We start from the raw sequence: 21,695 nt of genomic DNA on the forward strand, positions 1-21,695 counted from the left end.
GCCCCGCGGACTGACTCCCGCCCACGCGCGCGTGCCTACGCTGGGTGACGTGCAACGTGTCTACGATTTCCTCCGCCGTCATCCGACGCTGGTGGACAGCTTCTGGGCTGTCTGCCTCGTCCTGATGACCGGCGCCTGGCTGATCGCCGTGGACACGACCGATCCCCACGACACCCCGCACGCCCCTTATTCCGACGGCGAGAAGACGGTCGCGCTGGTCATCGGCATCGTCTACGCCGTCGTGGTCGCCCTGCGCCGCCGCTTCCCCGAGCGCATGCTGCTCGTCGCCGGTGCGCTCGGCGTTACCCAGGTCGTGCTGGACTCGACCCCGGGCCCGGCGAACTTCGCCATGCTCGTCATCATCTTCACCGTCGCCGCCGGCGACGTGCCCTGGGCGTCGCGGCTGGCGCTCGTCGGCGCCGCCATCGCGCCCGTGGTCAACCAACTGCGGTGGCCGGCCGCCGACGAGTCCGTCGTCGAGAAGGGCGTCGGCCTCGTTTTTCTGACGGTCCCGTTCCTGCTCGCGTGGGTGCTCGGCGACTCGCTGCGCACGCGTCGCGCCTACTACGCGCAGCTTGAGGAACGGGCCGCCCGCCTGGAGCGGGAGCGGGAGACGCAGTCCCGCATAGCGGTCGCGGCCGAGCGCGCGCGGATAGCCCGCGAGCTGCACGACGTCGTGGCGCACAACGTCTCCGTCATGGTCGTCCAGGCGGACGGCGCCGCGTACGTGCTGGACAGCGCGCCGCAGCAGGCCAAGGAGGCGCTCACGACGATCTCCGGCACCGGCCGGCAGGCGCTGGCGGAGATGCGCAGGCTGCTCGGCGTGCTGCGCACCGGCGACCCGGGCGCGGGCCGCGAGTACGTGCCGCAGCCCGGCGTGGAGCAACTCGCGGAGCTGGTCGAGCAGGTGCGCGGCGCGGGGCTCACGGTCTCGTTCGAGGTGGCCGGCTCGCCGCGGGAGCTGCCGAGCAGCATCGAGCTCGCGGCGTACCGCATCGTCCAGGAGGCGCTGACCAACACCCGCAAGCACGGCGGCCCCGAGGCGGGCGCCGCGGTGCGGCTGACGTACGCGGACAGCGAGCTGCAGGTGCTGGTGGAGGATGACGGCCGCGGGTCGCTGCCCGAGCTGTACGAGGAGGGCGGCGCCGACGGCCAGGGGCACGGGCTCATCGGCATGCGCGAGCGGGTGGGGATGACCGGCGGGGAGCTGGACGCGGGTCCGCGGCCCGGCGGCGGCTTCCGCGTGCGTGCCGTGCTGCCGCTGAAGGCGGCTGCCTGACGGGCGGTCCGGCGGGCGGCTTACCGTCGGACGCGGGAAGAGGCGGGAACCCAGGGCGGCCCACGCGGCCCTGTTGAGAGAGAAGGGGCTCACGTGACGATCCGGGTCATGCTCGTGGACGACCAGGCGCTGCTGCGCACCGGCTTCCGGATGGTGCTGGCGGCCCAGCCCGACATGGACGTCGTCGCGGAGGCCGGGGACGGCGACGAGGCGGTGCAGCTCCTCGCCGTGACGAAGGTGGACGTCGTCCTCATGGACGTGCGCATGCCGCGCCTCGACGGCGTCGAGGCGACGCGGCGCATCTGCGCGGACAAGCCGGCGGAGGCACCGCCGAAGGTGCTGATCCTGACCACCTTCGACCTCGACGAGTACGCCTTCTCCGCGCTGCAGGCCGGGGCGTCCGGCTTCATGCTCAAGGACGTGCCGCCGGGCGACCTGCTGAGCGCCATCCGGGCCGTGCACAGCGGCGACGCGGTCGTCGCGCCGAGCACGACGCGGCGGCTCATCGACCGGTTCACGGCCGTGATGCCCGCCCCGGCGGGCGAGCGGGCGCACCCGGAGCTGAAGCGGCTGACGGACCGGGAGCGCGAGGTGCTGCTGCTGATCGCGCAGGGGCTGTCGAACGGGGAGATCGCGGCGCGGCTGGTGCTGTCGGAGGCGACGGTGAAGACACATGTCGGGCGGATCCTCACGAAGTTGGAGCTGCGGGACAGGGTGCAGGCGGTGGTCCTGGCATACGAGACGGGCCTGGTACGGGCCGGGGGCTGACGGCGGACGGGAGCCGGCCGGGGGAGACCCGGGCCGCCGAGCCGGCTGAGGGCATGAAGGTCGCGCACGTACGGGCATGCCGGCGGTACCCCACTCCGGGGACCGGCGTCCCGCGGGCCGCGCCGCCGCGCCGGCGGCCCGCCTCAGCGCAGCAGGCCCTCCAGCAGCGACCCGCCCAGGCGGGCGACCGCCGGCAGCGACAGCTCGTACTGCACGTACCGCCCGCGGCGCCGCGTGACGACCAGCCCGGCCTTCTTCAGCACCGCCAGGTGCCGCGAGACCTCCGGCGCCGTCAACTGGTGCACGGCGGCCAGCTCCACCGTCGTCGTCGGCGTCCGCGAGATCGTGCGGCACAGCCGGAGCCGCACCGGGTGCGCCAGCGCCTCCAGCCGCAGTTGCAGCGTCTCCAGCGGCGGCGTCCGGGGCAGGTCCGGTGACGGTATGGGGTACTGAATCACCGGGTGCCAGCCCGGTGCGTACACCACCAGCACGTGCGGCCAGCCGAACGCGGTCGGTATGAGCGTCACGCTCTCGTGGGCGACCGCGCCGCCGCTGGTCAGCTTGTCCGCGACGATCCGGACCGAGCCGTCCTCGCCCTCGTCCAGCCGCAGCGCCCCCGACACGTCCTCCAGCGCCACCGCCAGCCCCTTGCGCCGCAGCAGGTCCGTCTTGTGCCGCGCGTCCGCGGCGAGGGGGTGGCGGACCCGCTCCCACGTCTCGTCGAAGAACGCCTGCCCGCAGTCCTCGAGCAGCCGTCGCAGCCACACCCGCAGCCCGTCGGGGTCGGTGAGCATCCGCTCCACGAACGCCGCCTGCCGCGGGCCGCGGGCGGCTGCCCGCTCGACCGCGGTCCTGCGGGTGGCAGGGTCGGTGAGCGGAGAGGGACTGCCGTGCTGGTAGGCCGGGTTGCAGACGATCTCGAACGCGGCGGTGACGAAGGCGTCGTCAGGGATCCGGTCGAGCGCGTCCAGCTCCTCGGTGAGGGTCGCTCCCGGCGCGGCGGGCAGCAGGATGTCGGCCCGCCCCGCACTCCACAGGAACTCCGCCTCGCTCAGCCGGTCCGCGAGCCCGGGGTCGAGCGCGGCTGCGGTCGCGGTCGTCCAGCCGGCCGCCCCGGGGTGGTGGGCGGGCGAGGAGAGCGCGTGCAGCGCGGCGCCCAGCTCGGCGAGCGGGGAGGGCGTGAAGCCGATGCGCTCGACGGCCAGGCCGGTGATGTCGAGGGTGACGCTCATGAATCCATGGTCCGGCACGGGACTGACAGCACCGGGCCCGCGAGCAGGTATTCGGGGCCGCGCAGTTGGACAAGGCCCGAAACGGCGGGCTCAAATCCACCTGCGGTCAGTTGGACACCCCCGGGTCCCCGGCGCCCCAGTCTCCAGCGCCCGGGTCCCCAGCGCCCGGCTCCGCACCCTCCGAGTCCGCAGCCCCCGGGTCGGTACCCCCCGAGCCGGCCCGTCCCGCCCCCGCCACCAGCCGCACCCGCTCCACCAGCGCCGCCGCCTCCCGCGCCACGTCCTCCGCCGTCCACGCCAGCCCCGGCTCCGTCACCGTGACCTCCGTCATCGAGAGCCCCGGCGGGTCGCCCGGCTCCGTCCACACCCGGAACAGGCACGTCCCCGTCTCCTCCGCCAGCGCCGTCCCCGCGTCCATCAGCGTCTCCGCCCCGTACGGCAGCCAGACCTGGAACTGGTGCGTGTGCGGCACCTCCGGATGCACCCGGAAGAACGGCACCCCCGCCCCCGCGAACCCCTCCCGCAGCCCTTCCGCGACGACCCGTGCGTGCGCCACGTACGACGGCAGCCGCGGCAGCTCCCGCTGCAGCCCGTCCAGCGCGGCCAGCGCCGCCGGCCACTGCTGGAACACCTGGCCGCCGTACCGGTGCCGCCAGGCCCGTGCCTCCGCCACGAACCCGGCGGGGCCAGCCAGCGCTGCGCCCGACAGCCCGCCCAGCGACTTGTAGAACGAGACGTACACGCTGTCCGCGAGGCCGGCGATCTCCGCAAGACCGCGCCCGAAGTGCGTCGTGCACTCCCACAGCCGGGCGCCGTCGAAGTGGACGACCGCCTCCCGCTCCCGCGCCGCCGCGACGACCTCCTCCAACTCCTCCCACCCCGGCAGCACGAACCCCGGCTCGCGCATCGGCAGCTCCAGCATCAGCGTGCCGAAGGGCTCGTCCAGCGCCCGCACCTCCGCCGCCGTCGCGACCCGGGGCGCCCGCGTGGGGTGGACGGCGCGCAACCCGCTGACGACCGCGTACGCCGCCCGCTCGTGCACCTCCAGGTGGGCCAGCGGGTGCGAGGCGACGGTGCGGCTGCCGGTGCGCTCCGCCCAGCAGCGCAGCGCGACCTGCTGCGCCATGGTGCCGGTGGGGAAGAACGCCGCGTCCGCGCAGCCCAGCAGGTCCGCGGTGCGCTCCTCCAGCTCACCGACGATGCCGCCGGCGTAGACGTCGACCTGCTGGTCGAGGTCGACGCCGCCGGGGCGGGTGGAGGCGAGGCGGGCCAGGCGCGCGGCGATGGTGGGGAGGGAGGCCGTGAGGGTGTGCTCGGCCGCCGCCCACGTCGCGCGCCTGCGGGTCATCGGGTCGTCCGCGTCCGTCATGAGGCCCGATCATGCCTCCCGTCGCACGTCCGTCACACCGGATTTACGCCCCGTGGCGCCTCGCCGTACCCCGAAGCGGCCGGCACGCGCGCGTAGGACGCACCCCCGGCCGTACACCGTGCTCAGTCACACACCGGCACCCGCCCTCGCCGCAAGTACCATGAACCCGTACGTCCGGTACCCGAAGCGGACTGGAACGGAAGGCGACGTGAACCCCAGCCCCACCCCTGAGCCGCAGGAGAAGCCCGCCCGGCTCGCCGTCGGCGTGGTCGGCGCCGGCCGGGTCGGCCCGCCGCTCGCCGCGGCGCTCGCGCTCGCGGGACACCGTCCCGTCGCCGTGCACGCCGTCTCCGACGGCGCCCGCCGGCGGGCCGACGAGATGCTGCCCGACGTGCCCGTCACCGAGCCGGCCGAGGTGCTGGCCCGCGCCGACCTCGTGCTGCTCACCGTGCCCGACGACGTGCTGCCCGGCCTCGTCGAGGGCTTGGCGGGCACCGGTGCCGTTCGCCCCGGGCAGCTCCTCGTGCACACCTCCGGCCGGTACGGGGCCGGGGTGCTGGAGCCCGCCACCCGCGCCGGCGGGCTGCCGCTCGCGCTGCACCCCGCGATGACGTTCACCGGCACCGCCGTCGACGTGCAGCGCCTCGCCGGCTGCTCCTTCGGCGTCACCGCGCCGGGCGAGCTGCGGATGGCGGCGGAGGCGCTGGTCGTGGAGATGGGCGGCGAGCCGGAGTGGGTGGAGGAGGCGGCCAGGCCGCTGTACCACGCGGCGCTCGCCATCGGCGCCAACCACCTCGTCACGCTGGTCGCGCAGTCGACGGAGCTGCTGGCCAAGGCCGGCGTCGGCGCCCCCGACCGGATGCTCGGCCCGCTGCTCGGCGCCGCCCTCGACAACGCGCTGCGCAGCGGCGACGCCGCGCTCACCGGCCCGGTCGCGCGCGGCGACGCGGGCACCGTGGCGGCGCACATCGCGGAGCTGCGCGTCCACGCGCCGCAGGCCGTGCCGGCGTACGTCGCGATGGCCCGGGCGACGGCGGACCGCGCGCTGGCGGGCGGGCTGCTCAAGCCGGAGCTGGCCGAGGACCTGCTCGGGGTCCTCGCCGACGGAGGACGCTGAGGACGGCGACGATGACCGCTCTGCTCGTACACCAGGCCGCGGATCTGCCCGAGCCGCCGGGGGCGCACGTGCCGCCGGCAGCGCACGGCGCGGCGCCTGAACGCCCGGCGCGCGCCGTGGTGATGACCATGGGCGCGCTGCACGAGGGCCACGCCGCCCTCGTCCGCGCCGCCCGCGCCGAAGCCGGCCCGCACGGTCAGGTCGTGGTCACCGTCTTCGTCAACCCGCTGCAGTTCGGCCCCGGCGAGGACCTGGACCGCTACCCGCGCACCCTCGACGCCGACGTGAAACTCGCGGGCAAGGAGGGCGCCGACGTCGTCTTCGCGCCGTCCGCCGACGAGGTCTACCCCGGCGGCGAGCCGCAGGTGCGCATCAGCGCCGGGCCGATGGGGGAGCGGCTGGAGGGAGCGTTCCGCCCCGGGCACTTCGACGGCATGCTGACCGTCGTCGCCAAGCTGCTGCATCTCACACGGCCGGACATGGCGCTCTACGGGCAGAAGGACGCGCAGCAGCTCGCGCTGATCACCCGGATGGTGCGCGACCTGAACTTCCCGGTACGGATCCTCGGCGTGCCGACCGTACGCGAGCCGGACGGCCTCGCGCTGTCCAGCCGCAACGTGTACCTCTCCGCGCCGGAGCGCCGCACCGCGCTCGCGCTGTCCCGTGCGCTGTTCGCGGCGCGCGACACGGCGGGCGGGCCGCGGGAGGCGCTGACCGCGGCACAGTCTGTGCTGCACGGCGCGGGCGGGCTGACGCCCCCGCTGGAGCTGGACTACGCCGCACTGGTGGACCCCGCGGACTTCACACCGATCCCGGACGGCGCCGCACAGCAGAACGGCACCGCCCACGGGGCCGTCCTCGCCGTCGCCGCCAAGGTCGGCGCCACCCGCCTCATCGACAACATCCGCCTCACCTTCGGAGGTGCCCGGTGACCGCGATACGGCTCGGGGCCCCCGCCCCCGGCTGGGTGCTGAACACCGACGTCGTCGTGGTCGGCTCCGGCGTCGCCGGCCTCACCGCGGCGCTGCGCTGCGCCGAGGCGGGCCGCCGGGTCACCGTCGTCACCAAGGCCAACCTCGACGACGGCTCCACCCGCTGGGCCCAGGGCGGCATCGCCGCCGCCCTCGGCGACGGCGACACCCCCGAGCAGCACCTCGCCGACACCCTCGTCGCCGGCGCCGGGCTGTGCGACGAAGACGCCGTACGCACCCTCGTCACCGAAGGCCCCGCCGCCGTACGCCGCCTCATCGCCACCGGCGCCGCCTTCGACACCGACCCCGCCACCGGCGCCATCGAGCTGACCCGCGAGGGCGGCCACCACCGCCGGCGCATCGCCCACGCGGGCGGCGACGCGACCGGCGCGGAGGTCTCCCGCGCGCTGGTCGCGGCGGTGCGCGAGGCGGGGATCGAGACCGTCGAGCACGCACTCGTACTCGACCTGCTCAAGGACGCGGAAGGGCGCGCCGCGGGCGTCACGCTGCACGTCATGGGGGAGGGCGCGCGCGACGGCGTGGGCGCCGTGCACGCCCCCGCCGTGGTGCTCGCCACCGGCGGCATGGGCCAGGTCTTCTCCGCGACCACCAACCCGGCGGTCTCCACCGGCGACGGTGTCGCGCTTGCGCTGCGGGCCGGGGCGGAGGTGTCGGACCTGGAGTTCGTGCAGTTCCACCCGACGGTGATGTTCCTGGGCGCGGACGCCGAGGGCCAGCAGCCGCTGGTCTCCGAGGCGGTACGCGGCGAGGGCGCCCACCTCGTCGACGCGGACGGCGTGCGGTTCATGGTGGGCCAGCACGAGCTGGCGGAGCTGGCGCCGCGCGACATCGTGGCGAAGGGCATCACGCGGCGGATGCGCGAGCAGGGCGCCGACCACATGTACCTCGACGGGCGGCACTTCGGCGCGGAGATGTGGAAGCAGCGCTTCCCGACGATCTCCGCGGCCTGCCGCGCGCACGGCTTCGACCCGGTCCACGACCTCGTCCCCATCGCCCCCGCGGCCCACTACGCCTCCGGCGGCGTCGTCACGGACCTGCGCGGACGGACGAGCGTCCCGGGTCTTTACGCCTGCGGTGAGGTGGCCTGTACGGGCGTGCACGGCGCGAACCGGCTGGCGTCCAACTCCCTGCTGGAGGGGCTCGTCTTCGCCGAGCGCATCGCGGCGGACGTCGCGGCCGGGCCCGTACCCCGGGAAGCGACGGCGCCGACGGAGAAGGGCCGGACCCGGGAGATGGCCCTCCTTCCGCCGGAGGCCCGCGCGGACGTCCAGCGCGTCATGACCGCCGGCGCCGGCGTCCTGCGCTCTGCCGCCAGCCTGGACGGGGCCGCGGCAGAACTGCGCGCGATACGCGACACCGCCAGGCCGGCCACGGCGGCGCCGTGCGTGGAGACCTGGGAGGCCACCAACCTCCTGCTCGTCGCGCAGGTGCTCGTCGAGTGCGCCCGCCGCCGCACCGAGACCCGGGGCTCGCACTGGCGCGAGGACCACGCCGGCCGCGACGAAGCCCACTGGGCCCGCCACTTCCTCGTCACCCTCACCACCGATCCCGTACGCACCGAAAACCCCGAAAACCCCGAAGCCCCCGAAGCCCCCGCACAACCCGCACTCGCCGTCCGGGCCACGGCCGGCACCGCCTTCCACCGGGAGACCCCGTGAGCAGCACCCCAGAGCCCCACCGCCCCCAGCCCGTGGAGCTGACACTCCTGCCCCTCGGCGGCCCGGACACCGACGCCGCCGCCGGCGGCTGCGGTGACGCCTGCGGCTGCGGGGCAGACGACGGTGCAGCCGGCGCGGCGTACGGCCACGACCCCCTGGAGTGCGGTCTCGACCCCGGTCTCGCCCAGCTCCTCGCCGACGCGGGCCTCGACCCCGTCTACGTCGAGGACGTCGCCCACCTCGCCGTCGAGGAGGACCTCGACCACGGCGTGGACGTGACCACCGTGGCCACCGTCCCCGAAGACGCCGTCGCCACCGGCGACTTCACCGCCCGCGAGGCCGGCGTCGTCGCCGGGCTGCGGGTCACCGAGGCGGTGCTGTCCGTCGTCTGCACTGACGACATGGAGGTGGAGCGGCACGTCGAGGACGGCGACCGGGTCGCGGCCGGACAGCCGCTGCTGACGGTCCGTACCCGTACCCGCGACCTCCTCACCGCCGAACGCAGCGCGCTCAACATCCTTTGCCGCCTGTCCGGAATCGCCACCGCCACGCGCGCGTGGGCCGACGCCCTCGACGGCACCAGAGCCAGGGTCCGCGACACCCGCAAGACGACGCCCGGCCTGCGCGCGCTGGAGAAGTACGCGGTGCGCTGCGGCGGCGGCGTCAACCACCGCATGTCGCTGTCGGACGCCGCGCTGGTCAAGGACAACCACGTGGTCGCCGCGGGCGGCCTGGCCGAGGCGTTCCGGCTGGTCCGGGCCGAATTCCCGGACCTGGACGTGGAGGTGGAGGCGGACACCCTGCACCAGGTGCGCGAGGCCGTCGACGCGGGCGCCGACCTGATCCTTCTGGACAACTTCACGCCCGTCGAGACCGAGGAGGCCGTCGCCCTGGTCGCCGGCCGCGCCAGACTGGAGTCCTCCGGGCGGCTGACGCTCGACAACGCGCGCGCGTACGCGCAGACGGGCGTCGACTATCTGGCCGTAGGGGCGCTCACGCACTCCACCCCCATCCTCGACATCGGCCTCGACCTGCGCGAGGAGGGCGACGGCTAGATGCTCCTCACCATCGACGTCGGGAACACCCACACCGTCCTCGGCCTCTTCGACGGCGAGGAGATCGTCGAGCACTGGCGCATCTCCACCGACGCGCGCCGCACCGCCGACGAACTGGCGGTGCTGCTGCAGGGCCTGATGGGCATGCACCCGCTGCTCGGCGAGGAACTGGGCGACGGCATCCACGGCATCGCCATCTGCTCCACCGTCCCCTCGGTGCTGCACGAGCTGCGCGAGGTCACCCGCCGCTACTACGGCGACGTCCCCTCCGTGCTCGTCGAGCCGGGGGTGAAGACCGGCGTGCCCGTCCTGATGGACAACCCCAAGGAGGTCGGCGCCGACCGGATCATCAACGCGCTGGCGGCGGCCGAGCTGTACGGCGGCCCGGCCATCGTCGTCGACTTCGGCACGGCGACGACGTTCGACGCGGTCAGCGAGCGCGGCGAGTACGTCGGCGGGGTGATCGCGCCGGGCATCGAGATCTCCACGGAGGCGCTGGGCGTACGCGGCGCGCAACTGCGCAAGATCGAACTGGCCCGGCCGCGTTCGGTGATCGGCAAGAACACGGTCGAGGCGATGCAGTCCGGCATCCTGTACGGGTTCGCCGGGCAGGTCGACGGCGTGGTCAACCGCATGGCGGCGGAGCTGGCCGACGACCCGGACGAGGTCACCGTCATCGCGACCGGCGGTCTTGCGCCGATGATGCTGGCCGACTCCTCGGTGATCGACGAGCACGAGCCGTGGCTGACGCTGATCGGCCTCCGCCTGGTCTACGAGCGGAACGTCTCGACCACCTGACGGGTACGAGCCGGCGACCCGCCCCGCCGCGAAAGCCCGCTCCGCGCGCCTTCGCGGCTTGAGCCCTGTTAAGGGCCTAAAGTCGGATTATGCCTACGCCATACGGTTCCCGAGGCGGTGTGGCGCTCAGCGCCGACGAGCTCCGCGTCGTGCGTGACGCGCTGGCCATCGCCATCGAGTCGAGTTGGGGCCTGCCCAGGCCCGCCAGGGGTGAGTCAGCGGAGCCGGCCGCCGCGCCGGCGGTCCCGCGCGGCGCCGTCGTACGGGACTGTACGGAGCTGGCCGCGGCGCTGGACGAGGCGGCGGCCGAGGCGGACCGGATGCGCCTGTTCCGTAACGCCGACCTCGCCCGCTACCGCGCCGCGCTCCCCGGCAGCGCCTCCGGATACGCGGAGGTGCTGCACGACGCCCTGGGGACCGGCTACGTGCCCCGGCAGGCCGACGTCGCCGCGCTGCGCGCCCTGTGCGCCGAGCCGGCGGCCCCGGGCGTGACGGAGCGCCGGCGCCGGCTACTGCGGCGCTGCGAGGCGCTGACGGCGGCCCAGGTGGCGCCCCGCCGCCGCCCGCCGCCGCTGCCGTCGCTGCCGAAGTCGCCGCCGTCGGCGGAGCCGGTCGCGCCGGTCGCGCCGGTCGCGCCCGTCACGCCGCCCGTGCCGCTGGCGCTCTTGCCGCGCCCCGTGCTGCGCGCTCTGCCGGGCGGCAGGGGCCTCTGGGCGGCGCAGGCGTCGGAGGAGCGGGAGCCGGCCCCTGACCGGCAGCCGCGCAAGCCCGGCGAGCAGCCCCGGGAGCGCCCGCCCCGCGACAACCCCCCGGACCGGCAGCCCGCGTCCCCGAACCGGCCGGTGCCCACCCCCGCCGAGGTCTTCCCACCCCGCCGCCGCCCGGCCCCGCCCACGGAGCACCTGCTACGCCCCCACGCGGCCCGCACGGCCTGAGCCCCCGTATCCGTACGGCCCGAGCCCCCGTATCCGTACGGCCTGGGCCCCGCATCCGTACGGCCCGAGCCCCGGCGCGGCACCGCGCCTGATAGCACCATCCACCCCTCTCGGCAACCCGCCACTCCGGCCCTTCAGGGGGCGGGCTACGCTGGAGCCCGCGGCACCTCCGCGGCGCCCGCGCCCAGTAGCCCGCAACGATGGATGGCTCTCATGGATTACCTCTCCGCGCTGCTGCCGTCGACCGTCATGGCCGTCGCCTTCACCGCGATGATCGTGACGATCGTCAAGAACCAGGGCGGGCCGAACAAGGCGAAGGAAGACGCCGCCGTCGATGCCGCATTCGCACAGGCCGAGGCGGCGAAGCGGAAGTCCGCCGAGTAACGCACCCCGCACCCGGCGGCGGCCCCGCCACCGCCGCGTGAATCGCCACGCCCGCCGCCCCCTTCACTGTCCCAATCGCCCCGTTGTTCATGCTCCTGCGGGTATTGTGCTGGCGTGGTCCGGCCATTGGGAGAGCTCGAAGACGCGGTCATGACCCGGGTGTGGGAGTGGAACCGCCCGGTCACGGTCCGGGAAGTGCTGGAAGACCTCCAGCAGGAACGCTCTCTCGCCTACACCACCGTCATGACCGTAATGGACAACCTCCACCAGAAGGGCTGGGTGCGGCGTGCTCCCGAAGGCCGCGCCTATCGATATGAAGCGGTGTCCACCAGGGCGGCCTACTCCGCCGCACTCATGAACGAGGCATGGGCGGCCAGCGACAATCCGGCCGCCGCCCTTGTCGCGTTCTTCGGCATGATGTCACCGGCCCAGGTCGAGGCCCTGCGCGATGCGCTACGCGTTGTGTCGCTGGACTCACCCGGTGACACCGGAGCCGGTGACACCGGTGCAGAAGCCGGTGGCACCGGAGCAAGCGCGTGACGATAGCGTCATGCCATGCCCAGCGATTCTCACGGCGTCACCATCCGGCGTGCCCGCACCTCGGATGTCCGGGCCATCCGGCGGCTGCTCGATCCCTACGTGCACCGTGACATCCTTCTCGGCAAAGCCACGGTGACGCTTTACGAGGACATCCAGGAGTTCTGGGTCGCCGAGCGGGACTCGGACGGCGTCGTGGCCGGTTGCGGAGCGCTCCACGTGATGTGGGAGGACCTCGCGGAGGTGCGTACGCTGGCCGTGGATCCCGCCCTCAAGGGCACCGGCATCGGCCACCAACTCCTCGCCAAGTTGCTGGACACCGCCCGCTGGCTCGGTGTCAGCCGCATTTTCTGCCTGACGTTCGAAGTGAACTTCTTCGCCAAGCACGGCTTCGTCGAGATCGGTGAGACTCCGGTGGACCAGGACGTCTACAGTGAGCTGCTGCGCTCGTATGACGAGGGCGTTGCCGAGTTCCTGGACCTGGAGCGGGTGAAGCCGAACACCCTCGGCAACAGCAGGATGTTGCTGCATCTCTGATGGCGCTTTGTCCGAATCGCGAAGATATAGTTGGGCGAGTTCTCCGACAGGGTTTGAGTTTTTCGCTGAAAAGCGGTTTGCTTTCGCCAGCACACATTGTTCCGATGAAAGGGAAGCCCGGTGGCTCAGAAGGTACAGGTCCTTCTCGTCGATGATCTCGATGGCGTTGAGGCAGACGAGACCGTGACGTTCGCTCTCGACGGCAAGTCCTACGAGATCGACCTCACGACCGCCAACGCGGAAAAGCTGCGCACCGCTCTGGAGCAGTACGTGAAGAGCGGCCGCAGGACTGGCGGGCGCACCACGAAGCGTTCTCGCGGCGGGGCGTCCGGCAGCCAGGACACGGCGAAGATCCGCGCGTGGGCGAAGGAGCAGGGTTACGAGGTCAGCGAGCGTGGCCGTGTTCCGGCGAACATCCGCGAGGCATACGAAAAGGCGAACGGCTGACGTTCAGGGCGAGGCGGTGGCAGGCCGTCGCCGCCGCGCTCACCAGCCGAACCAGATCCGGCCGGTCCGCAACCCGGTGCCGCGCCGGAACGGCATCGCCGTCCGCGTAACCCCTGTCCCCATCCATTTCGACAGCATCCCGGACGGCGTCTCCGGCACCATCCGCGTCCTCTCCTGCGACATCCCCGTCCACGACTCCGCCCCCGCGGCCGGCCCCCGTGTCCACGGGCAGCCGTACCGCGGGGAGCCGTGCCAGCGCCGCCCTGCCCGGCGGGCGCAGCCACAGAGTCGGCGGCCAGTTCCGTACCGCCGCCGGCGCCGCGCTCAGGTCCAGCGGGATGCCGCCCCACTCCAGCCAGTCCAGCAGCCCCGGCAGCTCTGCCGCGCCGCCCTCGGCGATCAGGAAGTGCATCCGGCCCCCGGCCAGCCCCACGGGCCCCGTGGCCGGCCGCCTGCGCAGCACCGCCCAGCCGGCCTCCGCGGGCATCTCCAGCACGTCGCAGCGCAGCGCCCCGGGCGGCAGGGCGCCGGCTGAGGACCCGCCCGCCGCGGACTGCGCGGCGGGCTCCCCGCCCGGCTGCGCACCCGACCCGTTCCGGCCGCCCGCGCCGCTCCCGCCCGCCGGGGCGGGCCTGCCCTGCGGGCCGGTCTGGCGGGGAATCCTGGAGCCGGTCACACCCTGAGCAACGGGGTCGCGACCGCGTTGGTTACGACATGTGTCATCCCGGTCGCCTAGCGCGCTTCTTCTTCCCCGCACCCGCGCCCGCAGACGTTCCACCTTGTTCGCCGTCAGCGCAGGGAAGAGGCCGGAAAATCTGATGGCACCGCCCGCGGTGCGGGTAAGACTTGGCTAGTGGCGCTGGTGAGAGCGGTGGCTTCGGCAAGCTTCGGTGGTCTTCGACGGCGGCGTTCGCCATGGGCGTAGCGGCATTGAGAGTATTCGCCTGGCCTGCGGGAACATCGTCTCGCACCATCGGGTTGGAGCAGTTGTCGGCTGTTCGGTGCAGGAGACTGAGGGAGTCAGCGTCCGGGTGTCGGCAGTTGGAATGAGCGGTCCCTGCTTGCGGGACTAAGCTGCGGAAGGACAGGGAGGGGAACGTCCCCGATCTGCCTGACCGCTCTGAGGAGCGATTAACGATGTTCGAGAGGTTCACCGACCGCGCGCGGCGGGTTGTCGTCCTGGCTCAGGAAGAAGCCCGGATGCTCAACCACAACTACATCGGCACCGAGCACATCCTCCTGGGCCTGATCCACGAGGGTGAGGGTGTCGCCGCAAAGGCCCTGGAGAGCCTCGGGATCTCGCTCGAGGCGGTCCGCCAGCAGGTGGAGGAGATCATCGGCCAGGGCCAGCAGGCCCCGTCCGGCCACATCCCCTTCACTCCCCGGGCGAAGAAGGTGCTGGAGCTGTCGCTCCGCGAGGCCCTTCAGCTCGGCCACAACTACATCGGTACGGAGCACATCCTGCTCGGCCTCATCCGCGAGGGCGAGGGCGTCGCCGCCCAGGTCCTCGTGAAGCTGGGCGCCGATCTGAACCGGGTGCGCCAGCAGGTCATCCAGTTGCTCTCCGGCTACCAGGGCGGCAAGGAGACCGCCACCGCCGGCGGCCCCGCGGAGGGCACGCCGTCGACGTCCCTGGTGCTCGACCAGTTCGGCCGGAACCTCACGCAGGCGGCCCGCGAGTCCAAGCTCGACCCGGTCATCGGGCGCGAGAAGGAGATCGAGCGGGTCATGCAGGTGCTGTCCCGCCGGACGAAGAACAACCCCGTGCTCATCGGCGAGCCGGGCGTCGGCAAGACCGCCGTCGTCGAGGGCCTGGCGCAGGCCATCGTCAAGGGCGAGGTGCCCGAGACGCTGAAGGACAAGCACCTCTACACCCTGGACCTGGGCGCGCTGGTCGCGGGCTCCCGCTACCGCGGTGACTTCGAGGAGCGCCTGAAGAAGGTGCTCAAGGAGATCCGCACCCGCGGCGACATCATCCTGTTCATCGACGAGCTGCACACCCTGGTGGGCGCGGGGGCCGCCGAGGGCGCGATCGACGCGGCGAGCATCCTCAAGCCGATGCTGGCCCGCGGCGAGCTGCAGACCATCGGCGCCACCACGCTCGACGAGTACCGCAAGCACCTGGAGAAGGACGCGGCCCTGGAGCGCCGCTTCCAGCCGATCCAGGTCGCGGAGCCGTCGCTGCAGCACACCATCGAGATCCTCAAGGGTCTGCGCGACCGGTACGAGGCGCACCACCGGGTGTCCATCACGGACGCCGCGCTGGTCGCCGCGGCCCAGCTCGCCGACCGGTACATCTCCGACCGCTTCCTGCCGGACAAGGCGATCGACCTGATCGACGAGGCGGGCTCGCGGATGCGCATCCGCCGGATGACCGCGCCGCCGGACCTGCGGGAGTTCGACGAGAAGATCGCCGACGTGCGGCGCGAGAAGGAGTCCGCGATCGACTCGCAGGACTTCGAGCTGGCCGCCGGCCTGCGCGACAAGGAGAAGCAGCTCCTGGCGCAGAAGGCGCAGCGGGAGAAGGAGTGGAAGGCCGGCGACATGGACGTCGTCGCCGAGGTGGACGAGGAGCTCATCGCCGAGGTCCTGGCCACCGCCACCGGCATCCCGGTCTTCAAGCTGACCGAGGAGGAGTCCTCGCGGCTGCTGCGCATGGAGGACGAGCTCCACAAGCGCGTCATCGGGCAGGAGGACGCCATCAAGGCGCTCTCCCAGGCCATCCGCCGTACGCGGGCCGGCCTGAAGGACCCGAAGCGCCCCGGCGGCTCGTTCATCTTCGCCGGCCCGTCCGGCGTCGGTAAGACGGAGCTGTCGAAGACGCTGGCGGAGTTCCTCTTCGGCGACGAGGACGCGCTCATCCAGCTCGACATGTCGGAGTTCAGCGAGAAGCACACCGTCTCGCGGCTGTTCGGCTCCCCGCCCGGCTACGTCGGTTACGAGGAGGGCGGTCAGCTCACGGAGAAGGTGCGCCGGAAGCCGTTCTCGGTCGTCCTCTTCGACGAGGTCGAGAAGGCCCACCCGGACATCTTCAACTCGCTGCTGCAGATCCTGGAGGACGGCCGGCTGACCGACTCCCAGGGCCGGGTCGTGGACTTCAAGAACACGATCATCATCATGACGACCAACCTCGGCACCAAGGACATCTCCAAGGGCTTCGGCCTGGGATTCGCCGCCGGGGGCGACGTCAAGTCCGGCTACGAGCGGATGAAGTCCAAGGTCAGCGAGGAGCTCAAGCAGCACTTCCGGCCGGAGTTCCTCAACCGTGTGGACGACATCGTGGTCTTCCACCAGCTCACCCGGGACGACATCATCGAGATCGTCGACCTGCGGCTGGCCGAGCTGGACAACCGGCTCAAGGATCGCGACATGGCCATCGAGCTCTCCACCGAGGCCAAGGACCTGCTGTCCAAGCGGGGCTTCGACCCGGTGCTGGGCGCCCGGCCGCTGCGCCGCGCGATCCAGCGGGAAATCGAGGACGTGCTCTCGGAGAAGATCCTCTTCGGCGAGCTGCGCCCGGGCCACATCGTGGTGGTCGACACCGAGGGCGAGGGTGACGAGGCGACGTTCACCTTCCGCGGCGAGGAGAAGTCGGCGCTGCCCGACGCCCCGCCGGTCGACGCCGCCGCCGGCGGCGCGGGCCCGAACCTGAGCAAGGAGGCGTGAGCCCGTAGCGGCTCGGCTTCCGCCGTACGACATAAAGCCGCCCCGGACCCCACGGTCCGGGGCGGCTCTATGCGTACGTGCCGGGTGTGCGCCGGGTGCGCAGGGGAGCGGCGTGCGGGGCGTTCCCGTACGGGAAGCGGGCGCGGGAGCACTCGCCCGGGTCAGCCCTTGTGCGCCGCCGTCACCAGCTCCTGCGCGACCTCCAGGCAGGCGATCCGCTTCTCCTCGGCGTCGCCCGGGGCGTCGGCCAGGGCGACCATGCCGGCGTGCATGGTGAAGAGCGCCGAGATGCAGCGTGCCTGGTCCTTCAGCTCGGCGTCCTTGTCGCGCAGCATGCCGATGAGGACGCCCATGCGCTCCTTGAACGCCTCGCCGAGGCTCAGCTCGCGCATGCTGGCCTGGTTCTCGTGCATGAACCGGAAGAGGGTGCTGCCGCCGGCGAGCAGCCCGCTGTACCGCGCCAGCAGCTCCAGCCGGGTCTCCAGTGTGGCCGGCTGGTCCTGGCCCCAGGTGACCAGCTCGTCGACCTGCCCGAGATAGTCCTCGACCAGGCTGACCAGGATGTCTTCCTTGGTCTTGAAGTGGTAGTACAGCGCGGCCTTCGTGACGTCGAGCCGTTCGGCGATCTCGCGCAGGGAGGTCTTGTCGTAGCCCTTCTCGGCGAAGAGTTCCAGCGCGACGTCCTGAATGCGCTGGCGGGTATCGCCCCTGGTCGTTCCCATGATCCCTGCTTCCGTCAGTTACTTACTTGACGCCCGGCAAGTAAGCGGCGTACCTTCACATGGTACTCACTAGCCGGGCGGCAAGTAAGTAGGGAGAGGGCCCATGGCGGACAAGGATCAGGAGGCGGTCCCCGCACCGCCGCGCAACATCAGGGTGATCATGCTCGGCCTGATGATCACGATGATGCTGGCGATGCTCGACAACCTGATCGTCGGCACCGCGATGCCCACCATCGTCGGCGAGCTCGGCGGCCTGAACCACCTGTCCTGGGTGGTCACCGCGTACGCCCTGGCCATCGCCGTCTCCACGCCGCTGTGGGGCAAGTTCGGCGACCTCTATGGCCGCAAGGGCATCTTCATGTCCTCCATAGTCCTCTTCCTGATCGGTTCCGCCCTCTCCGGCATGGCCCAGGACATGGGCCAGCTCATCACCTTCCGCGCGGTCCAGGGCCTGGGCGGCGGCGGTCTCATCGTGGGCGTGATGGCGATCATCGGCGACCTCGTACCGCCCCGCGAACGCGGCCGGTACCAGGGCATGATGGCCGCCGTCATGGGCATCGCCACCATCGGCGGCCCGCTGGTCGGCGGCACGATCACCGACCACCTCGGCTGGCGCTGGGCCTTCTACATCAACCTGCCGCTCGGCCTCGTCTCGCTCTTCGTCATCTCCACCGTGCTGCACCTGCCGAAGAAGCGCATCAAGGCCCGCGTGGACTACACGGGCGCCGCCCTGCTCTCCGTCGGCCTGACCGCGCTGGTGCTGGTGACCTCCTGGGGCGGTACGGAGTACGACTGGGCGTCGGCGCAGATCATCGGCCTGGCCGTGCTCGGCGTCGCGTCGCTGGCGGCCTTCGGCTGGGCCGAGACCCGCGCCACCGAGCCGATCATCCCGCTGCGCATCTTCCGCAACGGCAACTTCACGCTGATGAACGTGATCAGCTTCATCGTCGGCTTCGTGATGTTCGGCGGCGTGACCTTCCTGCCGCTGTTCCAGCAGAGCGTCCAGGGCGCCTCGGCCACCAACTCCGGGCTGCTGCTCCTGCCGATGATGCTGCCCGTCATGGTCGTCTCCCTGTTCGTCGGCCGGGCCACGACGAAGTCCGGGCGCTACAAGATCTACCCGATCGTCGGCGGCGCCACCCTGTTCCTGGGGCTGTACCTGCTGTCGACGATGGACTCCGGCACCACCCGTCTGACCTCCGGGCTCTACATGGCGGTGATGGGCGCCGGCCTGGGCTTCATCATGCAGATGTCGATGCTCGTCGGACAGAACAGCCTGGAGATGCGCGACATGGGCGCCGGCAGCTCCACGATCACCCTGACCCGCACCATCGGCGGCTCCTTCGGCGTCGCCCTGATGGGCGCGCTCTTCAGCAGCCGGGTCTCCGAGACCATGGCGGAGAAGGCCGGGCCGGAGGGCGAGAAGGTGGTGGGCGGCGGGCAGTTGACGCCGGAGCGGATCGAGCAACTGCCGGGGGCCATCAAGGAGGCGTACCTGGACGCCGTCTCGAACGGCACCCACCAGGTCTTCCTCCTGGGAGCCGCGGTCGCGCTGGTCTCGTTCATCGCCGCGTGGTTCGTCAAGGAGGTCCCGCTGCGCGGGGCCGGCACGGGGAAGGAAGACGCCGAACCGGCCGGGGACGCCGGTTCGGGCTCCGCACAAGCGGAGGCGGAGGCCCCGGCGAAGGTCTAGAGCGGAGACCTGGAGCCCCCGAGGACGGGCCGCGTGCCTCCCGCGGTAGCGGGCGTGAGGCACGCGGCCCTTCCGTGTGCGTACGGGCCGTACGAGCCGTACGGGCCGGGAGCCGCCGGGTGCCGGGGGAGCGGCGGCTTGCGCGGGGCCGGTTGTCAGTGGGGCGTGCCATGCTCGCAGAGTGCTCCGCCCCGATCTGCGCGCTCTTCGCAGCGCCAAGGACGCCATGGACCGCGACTGGGCCGATCCGAGTGTCGACCTGGACGCGGTGGCGACGCACGCCGGTTACTCGCGGTATCACTTCATCCGCGCCTTCAAGGCCGCCTACGGCGAGACCCCCGGGCAGTATCTGACGCGCCGCCGCCTGGAGCGCGCCGAGCACCTGCTGCGCACCTGCGACCTCTCCGTCACCGAGGTCTGCCACCTGGTCGGCTTCTCCGCCCTCGGCACGTTCTCCGCCAGCTTCAAGCGGCGTACGGGGCTGTCCCCGAGCGCGTACCGCCACGCGCACGTGGGCCGCGGCACCGCGCTCATACCGGGCTGCTTCGCGCTGCTGTGGGCCGGCGGGTTCGACCCCCGGATCAAGGAGCGCAATTCTGAGGAAGCCGGCTGAGGCCCCGCCCGCCTAGCGTGGCCGCACTGCCGAAGCGCCATCCACCTGGGAGAACGTCATGATCACGAACCTGGCCATCGCCACCGTCTGGACCACCGACCAGGAGCGCAGCCGCGACTTCTTCGCCGACAAGCTCGCCTTCGAGATCCGCGACGACATCGAGATGGGCGAGGGCATGCGCTGGATCACGGTCGGGGTCCCCGGCCAGCCGGACGTCATGCTGGCCCTCATGCGGACCACGGGACCCGGCCTCGACCCGGAGTCGGCCGAGGCGCTGACGACGCTCGTCAGCAAGGGCGTGCTGGGTGCCGGGGCGTTCCACACCGACGACTGCCGGGCGACGTACGAGAAGCTGCGGGCCCGGGGGGTGGACTTCGTCCAGGAGCCGCAGGAGCGGCCATACGGGACCGAGGCGATATTCCGCGACGACAGCGGCAACTGGTATTCGCTCACGCAGCGGCGGGAAGGCGGTCTTGACCACAGCAAGCCCTGGGCCTGACGCCGCGGGGTCGCCTCCGGCGCGGGCGGCGGGTTGCACGCGCCGGCGGGACGGGTCGGCGCGCCACGGGGCCGACGGCTGCCGGGACGCGGGGTGCTCTGCGGCGGTGGGGCCTGGCGGGGTATCCCCGGCCGGGCGGGTGCCGGGTGGCCGGGCGGTGGGGCCGCTGCCCGGTGCTCGGGCAGACGGCGGCCGTCAGCCCTGCGGCAGCCGGTACAGCCCCTCCGCCAGCGGCTCCACCAGCCCGTCCGACACCAGGCTGTCCAGCGCCCGCGCCCGCTGCACCGGCTCGTGCCACACGGCGTCCAGCCGATGCTGCGGCACCGGCCCGTCCGCGTCCCGCAGCACGGCCAGCAGCCGGCCGCGCACCTGCCGGTCCGTGCCGGCGTACGTCTGCGTGCGGCGCGGCGGGCCCGCATGCGCGGGGTGTCCGGCCAGCCGCCAGGCGCAGAGCGTCGCCACCGGGCAGTTGCCGCAGTCGGGCTTGCGGGCCGTGCAGACGAGCGCGCCCAGCTCCATCGTCGCGGCGCCCCAGCGGGCCGCCTCGGCGTCCTCCTCCGGCAGCAGCTCGCGCGCGACGCGGCGCTCCACGGCCGTCGTCGCGCCGGGCGGGAACTCGCTGCCGCCGACCAGCCGGGCGTAGACCCGGCGGACGTTGGTGTCGAGCACGGCGTGCCGCTGCCCGTACGCGAAGGAGGCCACGGCGGCGGCGGTGTACTCGCCGATGCCGGGCAGGGCGAGGAGCTGCGCGTGCCGCTTGGGCACGTCGCCGTTGTGCCGCTCCTTTATGGCGGTGGCGGCGGCGTGCAGCCGCAGGGCGCGGCGCGGGTAGCCGAGCCGGCCCCAGGCGCGCACGGCCTCGCCGGGCGCCTCGGCGGCCAGGTCGGCGGGGCGGGGCCAGCGCTTCAGCCACTGCGTGTAGACGGGGAGCACACGGCTCACCGGCGTCTGCTGCAGCATGAACTCGCTGACCATGACGCCCCAGGGGCCGGCTTCCGGCCGGCGCCACGGCAGGTCGCGGGCGTGCTCGTGGAACCACTGGAGGACTGGCCCGTGCAGCGCCGCGGGCTCGGGCGCAGACGCGGGCGCGGCGCCGGCGGGGGCGGGCGCGGATGCAGGCGCGGCGCCGGCCGGGGCGGGCGCGGATGCGGTACTTGCTGTGGTCGCAGTCATGGCACCCCTGATCCTGGCACAGAAAGGGGCGGTGGCCCGGGCAGCGCCGTGGCCTTGCGTGTTGTGACGTCGGCGGGCGCGGAGAAGGCGGTGCGCCGGTGCGTGGAGCGGACGACGAGACTCGAACTCGCGACCCCGACCTTGGCAAGGTCGTGCTCTACCAACTGAGCTACGTCCGCGCGCCCATAGGGGCGACTGCCCACTATACCCCGGTACGGGGG

The 21,695-nt window shown here is 72.8% G+C and carries 21 protein-coding genes and 1 tRNA gene; 16 read left to right on the forward strand and 6 right to left on the reverse strand.

Annotation, left to right across the window (positions count from 1 at the left end):
* Positions 1-49: 49 nt before the first annotated feature.
* A complete protein-coding gene (locus tag B124_RS20340) occupies positions 50-1,279 on the forward strand; it encodes a sensor histidine kinase (protein WP_496504315.1) in 1,230 nt (409 codons plus the stop codon).
* 93 nt (positions 1,280-1,372) lie between these two features.
* The gene (locus tag B124_RS20345) at positions 1,373-2,047 is read left to right on the forward strand and encodes a response regulator (protein ID WP_496504316.1); all 675 of its coding nucleotides are present in this window, start codon (positions 1,373-1,375) and stop codon (positions 2,045-2,047) included.
* Positions 2,048-2,190: 143 nt separating this feature from the next.
* Here B124_RS20345 and B124_RS20350 read toward each other — a convergent pair whose 3' ends face one another.
* Both B124_RS20350 and B124_RS20355 read right to left on the reverse strand, forming a co-directional pair.
* A complete protein-coding gene (locus tag B124_RS20350; protein WP_496504317.1) occupies positions 2,191-3,279 on the reverse strand; it encodes a DUF5937 family protein in 1,089 nt (362 codons plus the stop codon).
* Positions 3,280-3,385: 106 nt separating this feature from the next.
* Entirely contained in the window at positions 3,386-4,648 is a 1,263-nt protein-coding gene (locus B124_RS20355; protein WP_496504318.1) for a threonine aldolase family protein, read from the reverse strand.
* Between the two features lie 208 nt (positions 4,649-4,856).
* On the opposite strand from B124_RS20355, the gene B124_RS20360 reads away from it, so the two are divergent.
* The 10 genes from B124_RS20360 to B124_RS20405 all read left to right on the forward strand — a co-directional run bounded on the left by B124_RS20360 (position 4,857) and on the right by B124_RS20405 (position 13,108).
* Complete coding sequence (locus B124_RS20360; protein WP_496504319.1) at positions 4,857-5,765, forward strand: Rossmann-like and DUF2520 domain-containing protein; 909 nt, start codon at positions 4,857-4,859, stop codon at positions 5,763-5,765.
* A gap of 11 nt (positions 5,766-5,776) precedes the next feature.
* On the forward strand, positions 5,777-6,697 hold the full coding sequence (panC, locus tag B124_RS20365; RefSeq protein WP_496504320.1) for a pantoate--beta-alanine ligase: 921 nt from the start codon (positions 5,777-5,779) through the stop codon (positions 6,695-6,697).
* Entirely contained in the window at positions 6,694-8,415 is a 1,722-nt protein-coding gene (locus B124_RS20370; RefSeq protein WP_496504321.1) for an L-aspartate oxidase, read from the forward strand. The genes panC and B124_RS20370 overlap by 4 nt, the downstream gene beginning before the upstream one ends.
* Before the next feature lie 32 nt (positions 8,416-8,447).
* Positions 8,448-9,470 carry a carboxylating nicotinate-nucleotide diphosphorylase gene (gene nadC / locus B124_RS20375; RefSeq protein ID WP_496504366.1) on the forward strand — a complete coding sequence of 341 codons (1,023 nt, stop codon included), beginning with the start codon at positions 8,448-8,450 and terminating at the stop codon, positions 9,468-9,470.
* The gene (locus B124_RS20380) at positions 9,471-10,268 is read left to right on the forward strand and encodes a type III pantothenate kinase (protein ID WP_101422945.1); all 798 of its coding nucleotides are present in this window, start codon (positions 9,471-9,473) and stop codon (positions 10,266-10,268) included.
* A gap of 119 nt (positions 10,269-10,387) precedes the next feature.
* Complete coding sequence (locus tag B124_RS20385; protein WP_496504367.1) at positions 10,388-11,203, forward strand: hypothetical protein; 816 nt, start codon at positions 10,388-10,390, stop codon at positions 11,201-11,203.
* Between the two features lie 213 nt (positions 11,204-11,416).
* The gene (locus tag B124_RS20390) at positions 11,417-11,587 is read left to right on the forward strand and encodes a hypothetical protein (RefSeq protein ID WP_496504322.1); all 171 of its coding nucleotides are present in this window, start codon (positions 11,417-11,419) and stop codon (positions 11,585-11,587) included.
* A gap of 114 nt (positions 11,588-11,701) precedes the next feature.
* Positions 11,702-12,127, forward strand: a complete 426-nt coding sequence (locus B124_RS20395) for a BlaI/MecI/CopY family transcriptional regulator (protein ID WP_496504323.1) — start codon at positions 11,702-11,704, stop codon at positions 12,125-12,127.
* A gap of 15 nt (positions 12,128-12,142) precedes the next feature.
* A complete protein-coding gene (locus B124_RS20400; RefSeq protein WP_496504324.1) occupies positions 12,143-12,661 on the forward strand; it encodes an amino-acid N-acetyltransferase in 519 nt (172 codons plus the stop codon).
* Between the two features lie 120 nt (positions 12,662-12,781).
* Positions 12,782-13,108, forward strand: a complete 327-nt coding sequence (locus tag B124_RS20405) for a histone-like nucleoid-structuring protein Lsr2 (protein WP_496504325.1) — start codon at positions 12,782-12,784, stop codon at positions 13,106-13,108.
* Here the strand turns inward: B124_RS20405 and B124_RS20410 are convergent.
* The gene (locus B124_RS20410; RefSeq protein WP_496504326.1) at positions 13,047-13,784 is read right to left on the reverse strand and encodes a hypothetical protein; all 738 of its coding nucleotides are present in this window, start codon (positions 13,782-13,784) and stop codon (positions 13,047-13,049) included. The genes B124_RS20405 and B124_RS20410 overlap by 62 nt on opposite strands.
* Positions 13,785-14,245: 461 nt before the next feature.
* Between B124_RS20410 and B124_RS20415 the strand changes: the two genes are divergently transcribed.
* Positions 14,246-16,774 carry an ATP-dependent Clp protease ATP-binding subunit gene (locus tag B124_RS20415; protein ID WP_496504327.1) on the forward strand — a complete coding sequence of 843 codons (2,529 nt, stop codon included), beginning with the start codon at positions 14,246-14,248 and terminating at the stop codon, positions 16,772-16,774.
* Between the two features lie 161 nt (positions 16,775-16,935).
* Here B124_RS20415 and B124_RS20420 read toward each other — a convergent pair whose 3' ends face one another.
* Positions 16,936-17,496 carry a TetR/AcrR family transcriptional regulator gene (locus tag B124_RS20420; RefSeq protein ID WP_496504328.1) on the reverse strand — a complete coding sequence of 187 codons (561 nt, stop codon included), beginning with the start codon at positions 17,494-17,496 and terminating at the stop codon, positions 16,936-16,938.
* A gap of 103 nt (positions 17,497-17,599) precedes the next feature.
* On the opposite strand from B124_RS20420, the gene B124_RS20425 reads away from it, so the two are divergent.
* From B124_RS20425 to B124_RS20435, 3 genes are all read left to right on the forward strand, one after another.
* Positions 17,600-19,189: an MDR family MFS transporter gene (locus B124_RS20425; protein WP_496504329.1), complete on the forward strand. Its 1,590-nt coding sequence runs from the start codon at positions 17,600-17,602 to the stop codon at positions 19,187-19,189.
* 226 nt (positions 19,190-19,415) lie between these two features.
* Entirely contained in the window at positions 19,416-19,802 is a 387-nt protein-coding gene (locus B124_RS20430; RefSeq protein ID WP_496504368.1) for a helix-turn-helix transcriptional regulator, read from the forward strand.
* Positions 19,803-19,860: 58 nt separating this feature from the next.
* Positions 19,861-20,301, forward strand: coding sequence for a VOC family protein (locus B124_RS20435; RefSeq protein ID WP_496504330.1), 441 nt, complete (start codon positions 19,861-19,863; stop codon positions 20,299-20,301).
* A 195-nt stretch (positions 20,302-20,496) separates the two neighbouring features.
* Here the strand turns inward: B124_RS20435 and B124_RS20440 are convergent, their stop codons facing one another.
* Positions 20,497-21,474, reverse strand: a complete 978-nt coding sequence (locus tag B124_RS20440) for an HhH-GPD family protein (RefSeq protein ID WP_496504331.1) — start codon at positions 21,472-21,474, stop codon at positions 20,497-20,499.
* Between the two features lie 103 nt (positions 21,475-21,577).
* Positions 21,578-21,653, reverse strand: a tRNA-Gly gene (locus tag B124_RS20445).
* Positions 21,654-21,695 lie beyond the last annotated feature (42 nt).

The sequence above is a fragment of the Streptomyces sp. CNP082 genome (assembly GCF_059570535.1).